The organism is Bacteroides sp. (assembly GCF_029057325.1).
Lineage (GTDB): Bacteria > Bacteroidota > Bacteroidia > Bacteroidales > Bacteroidaceae > Bacteroides.
The window spans coordinates 1-15,243 of sequence record NZ_JAICZW010000089.1 but is presented as its reverse complement, the minus strand read 5'-3'; the positions used below and the strand labels follow the sequence as shown (position 1 = coordinate 15,243).

The following is a 15,243-nucleotide window of genomic DNA, read 5'->3' as shown; positions in this document are numbered from 1 at the left end:
GGACAAACTCCACTCCCTAGGACCGAAGAATGTCCGAAGAACGTCCGAAGAAACACCGAAGAAACTATGGAGCAGAAGAGAACCGGACAAGACGCGGATCAGGAACATAAAGGGTGATGGAATTTTCGGAAGTAAGATTTACTATGTAAATAATTATGATTTTAGATTTCTTTTAGAGGGACTATAGGAACCAGGGGGAGTTATCAGCCGATACTCCTCTTTACATAAATTAACGTGAGTTCGATATAAGGAATTGCCATACGGGCGGTGTGCTATCGCTTATATCAGACTCACGTTAAGTTAAATTATTGGTTTTTAACTCCTAACGAAACGAAGCGGAGTGATAACTCCCGTTAACTCCTAAGAATAGAAATATTCGCAGGATATTTCTGTTTGACTATCATGTGGATGTCCTGCTATAGCAGTTCAGTTTCTGCCAGCCCCTTCTCTTTCCGATAGGCCCGCACCATTTCCAAGATTACATCTCCGTACTTCTCCGCCCCTTTCTTCCCGAAATAAGGAATGCGCACCAGCATGGCTTTGTCTGAAGGCAACAGGTTGCTGATGCCCAGAATCGCCTTCTGCTGGATAACGGTATATACAGGCAGCCCCAACCGCAAGGCCTCCGTATTGCGCCAAGCCACCAAGCGGCTATAGAGCTCCGGATGCAGCACATCTGTGGGAACTTCGACCGCCGCAGAGGCACGCTTCCGCTCACGGGAGTTTCTTTGCCCGCCTTCCTGACCTGTCCCGTTAGCAGCACTCTTCCCTTTTCCTTTGAAGGAAGCAGAATCATCCAAGGAAAGAAGCGCCTTCTGTTTCAAGTAGTCCCCCACGTGGAACCCATGCTCCAATACATACTCCAGCAGGCCGGACTTCAAGTCAAACAACCCCTCCAGCTCTTCCAAAGCATCCCGAAGTTTCTTCTTCAGTTCCTTATTGTCGGAAGTTACCGTGTTCACCATCAAGGCATCCAGCGGTTGTAACTGTTCTTGGAAATAGACGGCGGCAGCATGGATGCGCCCCTGCAAGTTCTTATCATCCGCATAATCTTCTGCTGTATCTACCAGACGGGTATATTGTACACTGAACTTTTGGGCAACTTTCGTCACCTTCTCCTGAAAGCGTTTCACCTCCTCCTTGCAAGCCGCCAATTGTTTGGGGAACAACTTATACAAGTGCTCGTCTATCAGCCGCACATACCGCCGCAACGCCTGCTCCATAGGCAAGAAATCGAACAAACCCGACAGCAATTCCAGAAAATAGGCTTGCTGCAAAGAGCGGAAACGTTTCTCGTCCGGCTCGCTCCTCCGGGCTTCCGTCGTAAAGGTATCCACCGCATCGTCCGTAATAATGGCTTTTGCCGACAGCGGGGCGCTGAGCACCATTCCCTCCAGTGTCTTGCAACGGCTCAGAGCTACGTAGGTCTGTCCGTGCGCAAACGAGGCGCTGGCATCAATCACGGCACGCTCAAAGGTTAGTCCCTGGCTTTTGTGGATGGTTATCGCCCAAGCCAGTTTCAGCGGATATTGCCGGAACACGCCTTCAATCTCCTCCTTAATCTCTTTGGTCTCTTCGTCCAACACGTATTTGGCATTCGCCCACTCCTCCTCTTGAAGCTGGAAGGCGGCGTTTCCTCCTTTGCTGCGCACCTCGATTCCACCGGGCGACACGGCGGTCACCTCTCCAATCATGCCGTTGTAGTAACGGTGCTCACCGGAAGTGTCGTTCTTCACAAACATCACCTGCGCACCCCGTTTCAGTTCCAGCAACTCGTCCGTGGGATAAGAGTATTCGGGAAACTTCCCTTCAATCTTGGCACGGAAAGCATACGAACGCCCCGGAAGCTGCTCCAACTCATGGTCGTTGATGCGTTGCGCCTGATAGTTGTGGGTCACCAGACGGATATAGCCCTCTTCCTTGTCCGGTGCGAAGTTTGGGATGTAGCGACGGTTCAGGGCCTCCAGCACTTGCCGGTCGCAACGGTTCTCACGGATGCGGTTCAGCAGTTCCAAGAAAGTCCCGTCATTCTGCCGATAGACTTTCTTCAGTTCGATGGTGCAGTATTCGGTCTGCTTCAACGCCTGACTGGAGAAAAAATAGGGTGTATCATAATACTTGCGCAACAACTGCCACTCCTCGTCCTTCACTACGGGGGCAAGTTGCTGAAGGTCGCCAATCATCAGCAATTGTACACCGCCGAACGGCTTGCTCCGATCGCGGAAACGCCGCAACACGGCATCCACCGAGTCAAGCAAATCGGCACGCACCATGCTGATTTCATCAATCACCAGCAAGTCGATGCTGCGGATAATGTTGATTTTCTCTTTGCCGAAGCGGAAACGATAGGCCGCCTTGCCGTCCGCACTGAACGAGCTTTCGGGCACATACGGTGCGAAAGGCAATTGGAAGAAAGAGTGGATGGTGGCACCGCCCGCATTGATGGCCGCAATGCCCGTAGGTGCAAGCACAATCATTCGTTTCGGGCTTTCGGCCTTCAGCCTGCGCAGGAAAGTGGTCTTGCCGGTACCTGCCTTTCCGGTCAAGAAAAGATGCGTGCCTGTGTTTTCAATGAATTGCCATGCAAGCGCTGTTTCGGGGTTATTTTCCATGAGTTGGTGATCATATATAAACAATAGGACAAAGATAACGTTTATTTCGTTACCCCTGCCCCATTATCCTTATTATTGGGGATTTTTCGCCTGTTCCCACCCATTCCCCTATTCTTCATACTCCACCACCTTCCTCAACGGTGCCAACAGTCTCTCAAGCACACTTCTATCGGCCAGGATAATATCTGCTGTTCCTTTCAGTTCACGCGAGGCAGGCAGCAGCTTGCCATAATTGGTCCGCAACCCCTCAGGCAACAGGATTTCCACCACATATCGGTCCTCTTCCGTGGGGGCAGGCGAGATGCTTTTCACCCGTCCTTTCACATAGCCGAACTCTTGGTCGGGATAGTTGTCCAGACGAATATGCACTTTTTGCCCGACATGTACTTTGCCCGATCCCTGCAAGGGAAGCAACGCCTTGCCCAATACACACGAGCTGTCCGAAGGCTGAACCATAAAGACCGTTTCACCCGTCTTTACGTTCTGGTTACGCTTCCACACCGTCATAAAAGTAACCTTGCCATCGACAGGGCTTCTTAAGAAATAGGCATGTTGCCAAGCGCTCAACTGCGCCGACAGCTGTTCCACGGCATTTTTCAATTCCGTCCGCCGCCTCTGCTCCTCGTCATACGCCTGTTTTCGTATATCCAGCAGGTTCTCTTCATGCTGCATCAGTTGCATTCCGGCCTGAAGCAGCCCCATACGCGCATTCTCTTTAGAGCGGAGGCGCTGAAGGTATCTGCTTTCCGACTCTTCGAACTCGGCGGCAATCATCGCATTTCCGGCATACAGTGTGGAGTCGCGTCCATACATGTTTTGAGCCAACTCCACTTCCTTTTCCATCCATGCATATTCCCTTTCCGCCACTTGCAAGTAGGCGCGTTGTCCGTCCAACTGCCTCTCCTGCGAACGGAGTTTCCGGGCATAATAATCCAGCTCCATGAATCGCACATACTCGGACAGGGAAGTGATGAAGGCTGCAAACGCCGCTTGCACCTCGCCCAGTCGCAACCGTTTGCCGGCAAACAGCTCCCTCCCTTTCCGCCAATCATAATCTGCCCTTTCCCATTGCTCCATCCATGACACCAGCAGACATACGTCTTCTGTAAGTGCCGCATTGCCAATCACCCCCAATCCGGCACCGGTCCTCACCATGCTCCCGTTTTCCACATACAGCGTATCAAGCCTTCCCGTGGCATGCGCCAATACAAAGGCGGGAGGCTCCTCCGTAGCAAGAGTCACCTCAGCCGCCAACGAGTCCGGATATCTGAATATCCAGCACCCTACCAGTATGACCGATATTATCACAAACAGCACGGTAATGCCGCTTCTCACCACCCACGGCGAAATGTGGTTCATCAATTCCTGCACCTCTTCGCTGCGAAGTTCCACGTCCTTCCTATATTCCTGTCTTGTCTCTTCCATCAGTTCCCCAATTCCAGTTGATTCTTCACCAGACGATAATACAATCCTTCCCGTTCCGTCAGCTCCTTGTGCGTACCTTCCTCGACAATACGGCCTTTGTCCAGCACCACAATCTTGTCGGCATCCTTCACCGTGCTGAGCCGGTGTGCCACTACCACCACGGTTTTCCCTTTATAGAACTCATGCAGATGGCCCATAATCTCCTTCTCGTTGTTTGCATCCAAGGCATTGGTAGCCTCGTCGAAGAAGAGGAATTCCGGATTCTTATACACCGCCCTTGCTATCAGCAGGCGCTGCTTCTGCCCTTGGCTGATGCCGTTCCCTTCCATGCCGATTTTCGTGTTATAGCCCAGTGGCAGCGAATCGATGAATTCACGGATGTTGGCCACCGATACGGCACGACGCAACCTCTCTATGTCAATCTGTTCCTCGCCTATGGCAATATTCTGCGCGATGGTTTCCGAAAAGATGAACCCCTCCTGCATCACGGCTCCCGTCTTGGCACGCCACAAGTGCGGATTGATGCTTCCCAGAGCAGTGTCACCCACCCTCACCGTTCCCATGTTGGGTGAATAGAAGCCAAGCAGCAGTTTCACCAATGTGGTCTTTCCGCTTCCGCTTGCTCCCACAATGGCGGTCACTTTCTGTTCCGGAATGACCAGAGAGACTCCGTCCAACACGTAGTCCCTGTCCGCACCATCGTAGCTGAAGCAGACATTCTCCAACGTGATGTCCCGTCTCTCAGGCAGGACGGACAACTTGGAGGTGATGTCCTGCTCCTCGTCCGGCCGCCCATGCACCTCGTTCAGACGCTCCAGACTTATCTTGGCATCCTGAAGCTGCTGCGCAAAACCGATGAAGGAGGCGACCGGCGCACTGAGCTGGCCGATGATGTAGGTCAGGGACATCATCATTCCCAGCGTCATCTCTCCCTCCACAACGGCCTTTGCGGCAATAAACGAGACGATGATATTGGTTGTCTGGTTAAAAAACACAGATCCCACCTGCTGCACCTGCCCCAAGGCAAGTCCCTTCACGCTGATTTTGAACAGCTTCACCTGGATGCGTTCCCATTGCCACCGCTTCTGCGTCTCGCAATTGTTCAGCTTTATCTCCTGCATGGCGGTCACCATCTGCACAAGGTTGCTCTGCTCTCCGGCGGCTTGTGCAAACCGGCGGATATCCAGTTCACGGCGATATTTCATGAAGAACAGAATCCAGGCTATATACAGGCTGTTGCCCAACAGGAAGATTCCCAATAGCACCGGATTGTAGTAGGCCAACACGACGGCGAAGATAAAGAAACTGACAAAAGAGAAAAGCGTGCTGATGGAAGAGCCTGTCAGGAAAGTCTTTATACGGTTATGGTCGCCGATGCGCTGTATGATGTCCCCCACCATCTTCGTATCGAAAAAATGGAGCGGCAACTTCATCAGCTTTGCCAGAAAGTCCGAAATGAGGGAGATGGAAATGCGCGTATTCACATGCAGCAATATCCAGCTGCGGATAAATTCCACCGAAAGCTGCGACACCGAGACTACAATCTGTGCCACCAGCACCAATGTGATAAAGCCAAGATTCCCGTCGCGAATGCCCACATCCACAAGGGCTTGTGTCAGGAAAGGCAGTACGAGCTGAAGCAGGCTCACCACCAACATGCCCAACACCAGCTGCAACAATTCCTTTTTATAAGGAGTGAGGTAACGGAGGAAGAAATGCAGCTTCCTTCCCTTCCGCTCCGGCTCATCCTCACGGTTATAGAAGTCAGGAGTAGGTTCCAGCACAAGTGCGGTACCTTTCTCCTCTCCGTCGGACTTGGTCGCCAGCCAGCACCGCTTCAATTCCTGTTCGTGGTAAGTCACCAATTGGCTTGCCGGATCTGCTATCCGAAACCGATATTCTCCTTTCTTCTTCTCGATGCCGTAGCAGACCACAAAATGATTCTGATTCCAATGCAGGATGCAGGGCAGAGGCACATCCTGCACCAGTTGGTCAAAAGAGACGCGCACGCCCATGGTCCGAAAACCGATGCTCTCGGCGGCATCGCTGATTCCCAGCATCGAAACGCCTTCACGGGTGATGAAGGAGCGTGCGCGGAGTGTTTGCAGCGAATAGTTCTTGCCATAATACCCGGCTATCATACGCAAGCAAGTGGGACCGCAATCCATGGCGTCCAACTGCAAATAATGTGGAAAACGCTTCATCATTCTTTTATTGTTTATTCATACGCAAACCGTCCATCATTCTTTCCAGCAACCCTATCCTTGCACGGATGGCTTGTATGCCTTTCTCCGGCAGACGACCTTGTCTCAAAAATTCCATCAGTTTATCTATGATGCATGCCATGGAGACCAGACGTTTTTCGGCACAGGCCGTCTTCATGATAGATATACCGTGCTGCCTGTAGTAGCAGGTCACGTTTCCGACAGCCGCCATCCTTGCAGCCTTTGCCAGCGCTATCGGTGTCCATAGTTCGTCTTCATGGATGATGCCCGGCTCAAAGCGGAGCCTGTTTTTCTCAATAAAGGCACGCTCATACAGATAGCCGTAAACCATCGGCACATACCTTCGCTCATCCGTCACCCTCGACAGGAAAGTCACGCCGGACACCACCTCCCCGCCGTCCGCATTCCGGCGGTGGTAATCATACGTGAAGCCGTTCTCAAAAACAGCCACATTGCCCGCCACGATGTCCGCATCCGTCTCCACAGCCTTTTCATACAGTTTCGCCAATGCCTCCTGCGGCAAGAAGTCATCACAATCCAAGAAAGCGACATACCTCCCCGTGGCATGTTCCAATCCCGCATTCCTTGCCGCCGACAATCCTCCGTTTTCCTGCTCCACATAGTGGCAACGGGCATGTCCCGCCGCATACTCCTTCATCATCCGTCCCGAGACATCTGTGGAACCGTCGTTCACCAGCACCACCTCCACATTTTCCAACGACTGTCCGGACAGACTTTCCAAGCAGCACTCCAAGTATTTTTCCCCATTATAGACAGGGACAATCACAGAAACCGCGGGAACAATTCCGGCAGTTTCCTCCTTCTTCCCCTCTTTGGGATGTATCGGTTTTTCCATCTCCACGACAAACGTTTCCAGTTCATTGGCCCACTCCGGTATGCTGTCCCGGTGCCGCTCTATGTTTCGGAAGGCGGGCGTATCGCTTGCTCCCACCGGATAGCGGCAGAACTGTTCGAATCCCGCCCGTTCCACCATCCTTGTCAGGTGTTCCGGCGTATGGATAAACCGGTGTCCCCACAGATGGAAGAAGTTGTTGATGACATGCACCGGATAGTCCTCTTCCGCCGCCTCCCCCCATTTCTTCTCTCCGAAAAGGCGGTAGCTCCATGCCAGGTACCGGCGGTTAGGCTCCTCGTCCGGATGTCGGTATAGCTCCATCAGGAAGTGGAAATCCGGCATGGAAAGCCGCATCCTGCCGCCGGGCTTCAACACCCGGAAGCACTCTTCCAACATAGTCGCCGCCTGCGGCAGTTCCAAATGTTCAAACAGGTGTTCGGAGTAGATATATTCAAAAGAATCGTCGAGAAAGGGATAATGCCTTCCCGCATCCAGATAACGGATTTCCGGGCGATAGCCGCCTATATCCGTATTCAGCCACCCTTCCAGTGTGAAAGGGCCGCAACCGATATGTAGCTTTGGCACCGTCGTTGTTTCCGGGATGCGGCAGGGAGCGATACGGGTCAAGGCATCCACTGCATGCTTCACCGCCTCTCCCGACACGGCTTGCATCCATCCCTCCTTCCGCATCAATATCTTTTCAAGGAATGTGGAGGAGTCTGTCAAGATGACTTCCAACTTTTCAAAGAAAGACTGCTTGTCGTAAGCTATCAATCCCAACCCTAATTGTTCCACGTCAGGCGTATAGCGGGAATCGCGGGCGGGGTCGAACACCAACGGGACGCAATCATGTGCCACCCCTTCTAACAATGCGGACGAGAAGTGGGACACCGCCACGCCTGTATGCGCGAACGCTTCGGCAAGGGTGCAATCGGACATCATCCGCACATTCGGATAGTTCCCGAACTTTTCCACGACGGATGCCGGCAAGTTGTATTCGGGATGTTCACGCACGCCTACCATCCGTTCCGGATATTTCTCCGCCGTTTCTACTACCAGCTCCACCAATTGGTCGAAATAGGCGGCGTCACTGATGAACACGGGGGCTTGCAGAAAGAACGTAATGTCGTCCCCTCTCTTTCTTTCCACTTCATAGAGGTAGCCTATGGAGATGAAGTCGGTTCCCGGATTGTACTTCTTCCAGTATTCCGACAGGTTTCTGCCCCACGTCAGGTAGTGCGAATAAGGGAGGTTACGGAACATGGTGTGCATCAACGAAGGCCATCCCTGCTGGATGCCGATACACGGGATGCCCCTCTTCCGGGCAATCACTCCCCATACCTGCTCCTGATAGTGACAGCCCTCCAATACCACCACCCCTTCGGGGCGAAGTGCCTCTGTCATCAGGAAGAATGTGTTGTAGTAGCGGTACAGTTCCAGGAAACCGGTCTCTAACACGTTGTCCTCATACACCGGACAGGCATCCATGAAACAAAGCTCCACGGCGGTCACGTGCTCGCCCACTTCCACCTCTTCATCCACTCCCGGCTCGCAGACCAACAACACCGGACGGTTCAGCCCGTTCACCAATGGCAGCAAATAGCGCAACTGACGGTTGTTATAGACATAGGCCACCAAACGCCCCGACAGGGCAGACAGCGTTTCGTACCACGACTCCGAACGATAGTCATCGCTTGCTTGCCTTCCCGAAACTCTCTTTTCCGGAATGTTCGGCAGGAGTCTCTCTTCCAGCCACTTCCGGCATCTATTGGCTGAGTGTCCCTCCTTCCTCCGCTTCTCATATTCCGGGCGTAGCGGATAAGAGCGCTGAAACAGGTAGGTACACACCGGTTGCTCCAGCTCCTTGCAAAACACGTATGCTTGCAGCAGTTCGTCCACCGTTTCGTAATACTCCACATAGAAATCGTCCGTCACGCCCACCTTTCGGGCATAATCTTCCGCCTGTGTCCAGTCCGAATACTCATCCAGGTCTATCAGTCCTCCTTCGCCCGTCTCCATCACCCGGACACGCCCGGGCAGCAGCTCGCCGCTCCTTCTCACGGCTCCTGCGGTCGAAGCGTAAAACGCTCCCGATTCCAGCAGCATTCCTTCAAATTCCTGTCTGCGGGGCTTCCTCACGGCTGTATAGTCCAGCGGACGACCGTCGCCGCTCCATCGGAATTTCTTCAAACGGCAGCAGGAGACAAACGAGTCATATTCCCCCTTCCGCATCTCCCCAAGCAAGGCTTGCAACTCTTCCCTGCGGAGAAAGGGTGAAGTGGCCTGCAACAAAATGAAACGGTCATTGTCATCGGGCCGCACTTCCTCCAGAAACTCTCTCACCACTTCCGGAGTGGGTGCCTCGTCCCGTGCGCTCCATTCGCTGCGGCGATATACCTTTACCTTTTCCGCATACCTGCCGCACACCAGACGCTCCATCTCGTCCCAGTCGGTAGCCACCCATACCTCATCGGCAATGCCGGATGCCAACACCGTGTCCAGCACCCAGCATACCAGCGGCTTTCCCCCTAAAGGCTTCAGGTTCTTGCCCGGAATTCCCTTGCTCCCTTTGCGCACGGGGATGAAGCAGAGCGTGCGGTTTCCCGGATTCTCCACATACTTACCGGACGGACGTTGCATCCGTTTGTACTTCTCTTCCAAAGCGTCCAGACGTTGCCAAGGGATATACGACCGTTGTGCCTCAAACAGACAGGCGAAGCCCGATTCCGCAAAGTGCGTGACAAAATAAGGACGGTATTGTGCATTGAACCTTGGATAAGGCATATTCACCAGCCTTTCCAGCGGTGCCAATCTACTTAGAGGGATTGACTCATTCCAGGCGGCTTTCGTCAATGCCTTCAGGTGAAACCACAAGAAACCTCCGTCCGGCATCTCTTCACCGTAGCGCATCCGTTCGATGATACGTCCGTATCCTCCCTTTATCAGGGTAGGACGTATCCGGCTTTCATACCGCAGGCCTTTGCCGGCATCCAAGCAGAAATGGTCGTGCGCCCCGTTGAACGGCGGTTGCAGCGCCCTGCACGTTCTGTCGCCCAGCCCCACCATCCAGCACTCTTTCGGATGATAGAGGTTGATGCCCGAAAAGGAGACCGCCACTTTGTCGTTGATAATACGCTTTTCAATATACGAGGCATAATAAGGATATTGACCGGCGGGCAGCTTTCTGTCCGCATACAGCCGGTACGCCTGTTCCTCCTGTTCCGTAATCGTTACCTTGTCCGTAGTGCGGTAGGCATCACAGATACGTTTCCATTGCGAGGTGAAATAGACTTGATCGGCATCCACCTTCATGATGTAGCGGTAGGTAGCTTTAGAGAGGACGAAATTGGTATATTCAGCCATCAGCTGCCCCGAATCGGGAGGCAGGCTCCGGGCATAGGCGAATGTCTCCTCGTCCAGTTCCAAAGGCAATACGTGGGGAAGATATTCATACAACTTTATCTTGTCGGGATATTGCCGCTGCTTCCGCTCCAGGATTTCCACCGTCCGATCGGTGCATTCATTATAGACTGCCACAAGTTCGTCCAGTCCGTCTATGACGGATTCGATACACTCGTCCAAAAAGTCATCATTGTTCCGGCAACGGAGGATGCCTGATACACCGATAGGGAATTCCTTTGCTACTGTAACTTCGCCTATATTAAACCTGTTTTTGTCCATACTAAAAGTAAAATTCCTCATTCCAATTTATGAGAACTAAGGTACTACATGACAAAGATTCGGCTTTCCAATCGCTTGTTCATAATTAGATGGTGAAGGACAAAGCCATTGATAAATGCAATCACTACAAGGTTTATCGTTACGGATGTAGAGCCAAGAATGCCCTTCGGTTAACTCACGATAAATCACATTGTGCACTCTATCCCGTCCTATAATACCTAATGCTTCTTTATTAGGATTCGCATAGATTTTTCCATTGGGAAGTATGGTTATTCTTCCAAAATCATTTCTATTTATATTTTGATTGGCATAAATTTCCCTTTTTGTTGGTGTCAGTCCCTCTATATCTTCTATATTTAAAAATACCTCTTTTTCAAAAAAAGACAAATTGTTCCCATTATACAATGGTTTAAATATATAGTCTTTAATGTCATATTGGACTATCAAGCTTTCAGCACATAGATATTCCTCCTCCGAAACAACTAAAAATATCAATTGTTTTAAATTCCAATTTTTCAAGCTCTCAACTTTTGAATACAATAATGCTTCATCAACCATATACATTGGAACAATTATATACAATTTGTCTATTTCATGTTGGTCAAGCTTATGCAAATATTCCTCTTGAAATAAATCATATCTGTAATATAGGTTGATTTCGTGTGCTTTCAATCTTGCCACATCTATAATTTCCTCAAAATGAATATGGTTTAATACGTCACCCCCTAAAAGGTTTATCTGACTAATTTGTTTGTTTTGAACATGCCCCAACCATGCAATCAATTCTCGTCCGTCAATATCTGCATTTTGTCCCCAATAAGATGGTGTCTGCATGAATGCCGGATATTCTTTTTTCTCATCAATCCCATTCAAATAGATATAAACCTCTTCCAAATAATTCATCACTTGATTATCAATACTGATTTTATCAACCTGTTGCAAACGTTTAAAATCTCTTTGATTATTCACAATAGGATGAAAAAGTGCAGGCATTACCTGCTTCTTTGCAATAGGAAGTATATCACCATTAAAACTTCTCCTTAAAACATCTACGAAATGTGCAACAGAAGAAAGTTGAGATATTTTCTCTTCTATCAATACGCCTTTCTCCTTCCATAGCATTTCTGCAATAGAGCGCAACTCATCATCCACCTCATATAAGGTTAACTTCTTATCCAATGTATTATATAATAGGATTTTTCCTCTTTTATAAAAATAACAAGTATATGGTTCCGTATATAGATATAACATATTTACTGATTTTAGAATAAAGTAATCTCCTCCATGACACGTTTATATGACCATCTGTTATGTTCCAAATAATCCAAATTGGCAGCCAAATGCTCTGCAAATCTTACATAAGTATAAAAACTTTTACATTTTACAGGATTGTTGTCTATGTTTGTTTGAAAGATGCATTGAGTACAATTACATTGGGCATAGCACTTATTACACAACTGAATTATCCTATCATAATATTGTTCATTGTATTTTCTCCCAATCTCAACCAAATCCAAATGAATGCCCTTTTCATCAACTTTTCCTACCGCATATTTATGGTCAATATGTTCACATACCATGATTTTCCCATTGGTGGTAACCAAGAATTTACGGTTAAAAGGAATACAAGTTCCTGTTGGAATGAAAGAATAACGTTTTGTACCGTAAAACATAGAACGATAATCCTTAAAAGTTTCATTGGTATATCGGTGCAAATAGGATGTTAACGTAGAAATATTGGGTGAAACATACATCAACTTCTTGTCTATGAAGGCTTGCCTTCCAGATTGTTTTATTGCCGCTTGTACATTTAAAAACATTTTACTAAACAAGCGATTGTTTATCACATTTTGCCGACTCAATTCGCTTAACATTGGGGATTTTCCGAATTCTTTTTCAAAAAAATCAACGATACGCCCCACATCGCTATTGGAATGAAGAACACTATTAAACGAAATACATTTCTCAAAATAAGATGGATAAATCTCTTTAAGCTTCTTTATTTTAGGAAATACATATTTGAATGAATTAATACCACCTGCTGTTACGCGATGACAATCATCCTCTTCTGTCCCATCCAAACTAATTAACAATCGAAATTCATACTTCTGCAGGAAATCTTGATATTTATCCAATAGCATGGCATTAGTAGTCATATTATATTGAAATTCGATATGTGGGAAAGTATGTTCATCTACATAATCAACAATCTGTTTGATAAGTTCAAAATTCATTAAAGGTTCTCCACCATAAAAACCAATAGTGACAGTTCTCTTTGCTGACAAAGCTTTAGCTTTTATCCATATATTAAACAGATAGTCCAACACTTGTTTAGCTTTGTCAAAAGTCAAATCTCCATCCTCTCTGACATCGTAACCACAATACATTTCCCCGTATGCACAATATCTACACTTCAGATTACATTTATCCGTAACAACAAATGTCAGAACTTGCAAATTTTCAAGTTCTTTTCGGATCATTTCTTCAGACAAGGGAGCGTATTCTATATCATCTTTTTTGCCAATCACCTGCATATCTTTCAAATAGTCGTATTTCTGTCGATAATACTCCACTTCGTCTTTCATATATGTACACAGCACTTCATCATTCTCCCCAAAGTCCTTTCCTTCATCATGCAATTGAATGATACGCTGCAATATAGGATGAACCGGGAGTATCTCTTTATGCCTACATGAATACAGGTAATGATTGTCTCTTGTCGAGAACAAAACATGATTTTTCATAGTTATAACTCATTTGTTGAACGATACAACCATCACAACCGGATTGTCCTCTTCGTCTATCTTTTCAGCGACAGCCTTCAACCTGCCATTCAGTTTTCCTCCGGACAGGGCTTCTTTCAGGGTAAGGGCATCCAGCAAGAGATAGCACTTATTGTCATCCCCGGCACACTGAAGAAGTTGATCCAATCCAATGGCTTGCGACGAATACTCCTTGTTGGTGAATGTGGGACAAAAGTACTCACCGCTTTTGCGGTCATAGGCTACAAAAGTGCTTTCTGTATCTTTTGCGGCATTATCCTTGAACTGCAACAACGTCTGTTGCCTCCTCAGGAAATAGAAACGCGGAGTAGCTCCCCAAAGGACAAGAAGGAAATTCTTGTTCGACTGATAGGAAGGTACACGGGTGATGACAGGGGTCATCTTCTTACCGGCATCTATCCGATAGACGATGTCCGATGTCACTTCGTTCACGTAAACACTCCGCCCCTTTTTGCACAGAGAGGACACGCTCCTTACCGGCATCTGCATATTGCCGAACGGACCGCCTGTGGCTTTCACCATCGTTTCCTCTTTCTTTTGGAAAGGAAGTGATTCTGTTCCGTTGCCGGTCTTGGAAACAAACGTTACAGGGCAGTAGGCCGAAAAATCCTTTTGGGCAGGTTGCTTGAAATAGACGATTTGTTCCGGAGAGTAATTGAACATATCGTTCTGCCGCATAGTACCCTCTATCGGGATAGTCCGCAGGTAGCTTCCTTCTTGCGAATAGACCTTGATTTTTTCACGGAGGTTGTCTTGTACATACACTTCCTTCTGTTCCCAATCCACATCTATGTAAAACAATTGGAGATATTCATTCGGTCCCTGCCCCGTGTGATTGAAAGACCGAATGGCCTTTCCCGTCCCGTCGAACAACAAGATGTCTCCCTTTTTCTTGTTATAACCGGCTATGCCCTGACGGGAGATGTTCACCACCGTTCCATTGAAAATCACCCCGTCTTTGGTTTCCAATGGAATGTATTCCACCTCGGCCGCGTCTTGCAGGCAGATTGTTTTCTTTGGATATGCCTTGTTCATGTCTATCCGGATATCTTGCGCATTCAAGATTCCGTTTCCCGAGATTGTTGCAGCTAAGGCAAGAGTGAATAATAAATTTCTGTTTCTCATGTTTTTCTGGTTTTAAATTTATGACTATTGCTTCTTGAATTTACAAATCATCAGTATATCATTGCTGTTCTCATGCAGGAGATCCTTCAATTTAAGGATGCGCTCGCGGACTTCAGCACTCATTTCCCTATTAGCCGACAAGGCCTCCTCCAATTCTTCCTTCAATGCCAACGGTTCCCAATAATAAGCGACATAATCATCTCTTATAAACCAAAACCAATAATCAACATCAAACTTAATGCCGCCCAAGTAATCGTTTACCACCTGTATGTACCTGCCTTTCCCGGTCTTTTTGTCCACTTGGAAAAGCTTATATCCGGTTCTATTCTCCGGATTGATATCCGTACCCTCTCTGTAAGTCTGCTGACAAGTATAAAAATGCAAAGGAGTCTCCTTAGAACAGACAGTTACCAGCTTTTCCGCATGCATATTGGAAGTATATACCGAATAAATTTGATTGGTCTCTATATTATAGTGATAAATAGTATCTTTCCTGCAATCATAATAGGGATTTATACCCATTGAATAAATCGGGC

The 15,243-nt window shown here is 48.3% G+C and carries 7 protein-coding genes and 1 pseudogene; all 8 read right to left on the bottom strand.

Annotated features, from left to right (window positions below):
- Nucleotides 1-416: 416 nt before the first annotated feature.
- Nucleotides 417-2,612, bottom strand: a complete 2,196-nt coding sequence (locus K2G43_RS05285; protein WP_297643976.1) for an AAA family ATPase — start codon at nt 2,610-2,612, stop codon at nt 417-419.
- A gap of 108 nt (nt 2,613-2,720) precedes the next feature.
- Complete coding sequence (locus K2G43_RS05280; RefSeq protein WP_300153349.1) at nt 2,721-4,037, bottom strand: HlyD family efflux transporter periplasmic adaptor subunit; 1,317 nt, start codon at nt 4,035-4,037, stop codon at nt 2,721-2,723.
- The gene (locus tag K2G43_RS05275) at nt 4,037-6,241 is read right to left on the bottom strand and encodes a peptidase domain-containing ABC transporter (protein ID WP_300153351.1); all 2,205 of its coding nucleotides are present in this window, start codon (nt 6,239-6,241) and stop codon (nt 4,037-4,039) included. Before K2G43_RS05275 ends, K2G43_RS05280 begins: the two co-directional genes overlap by 1 nt.
- Nucleotides 6,242-6,248: 7 nt before the next feature.
- On the bottom strand, nt 6,249-10,820 hold the full coding sequence (locus K2G43_RS05270; RefSeq protein WP_300153347.1) for a glycosyltransferase: 4,572 nt from the start codon (nt 10,818-10,820) through the stop codon (nt 6,249-6,251).
- Nucleotides 10,821-10,835: 15 nt separating this feature from the next.
- Complete coding sequence (locus K2G43_RS05265; RefSeq protein WP_300153345.1) at nt 10,836-12,050, bottom strand: TIGR04150 pseudo-rSAM protein; 1,215 nt, start codon at nt 12,048-12,050, stop codon at nt 10,836-10,838.
- A gap of 11 nt (nt 12,051-12,061) precedes the next feature.
- The gene (locus K2G43_RS05260; protein ID WP_300153343.1) at nt 12,062-13,543 is read right to left on the bottom strand and encodes a radical SAM peptide maturase; all 1,482 of its coding nucleotides are present in this window, start codon (nt 13,541-13,543) and stop codon (nt 12,062-12,064) included.
- Nucleotides 13,544-13,552: 9 nt separating this feature from the next.
- Nucleotides 13,553-14,707 carry a 6-bladed beta-propeller gene (locus tag K2G43_RS05255; RefSeq protein WP_300153341.1) on the bottom strand — a complete coding sequence of 385 codons (1,155 nt, stop codon included), beginning with the start codon at nt 14,705-14,707 and terminating at the stop codon, nt 13,553-13,555.
- 24 nt (nt 14,708-14,731) lie between these two features.
- A pseudogene (locus tag K2G43_RS05250) lies at nt 14,732-15,243 on the bottom strand (hypothetical protein); the annotation flags it as partial.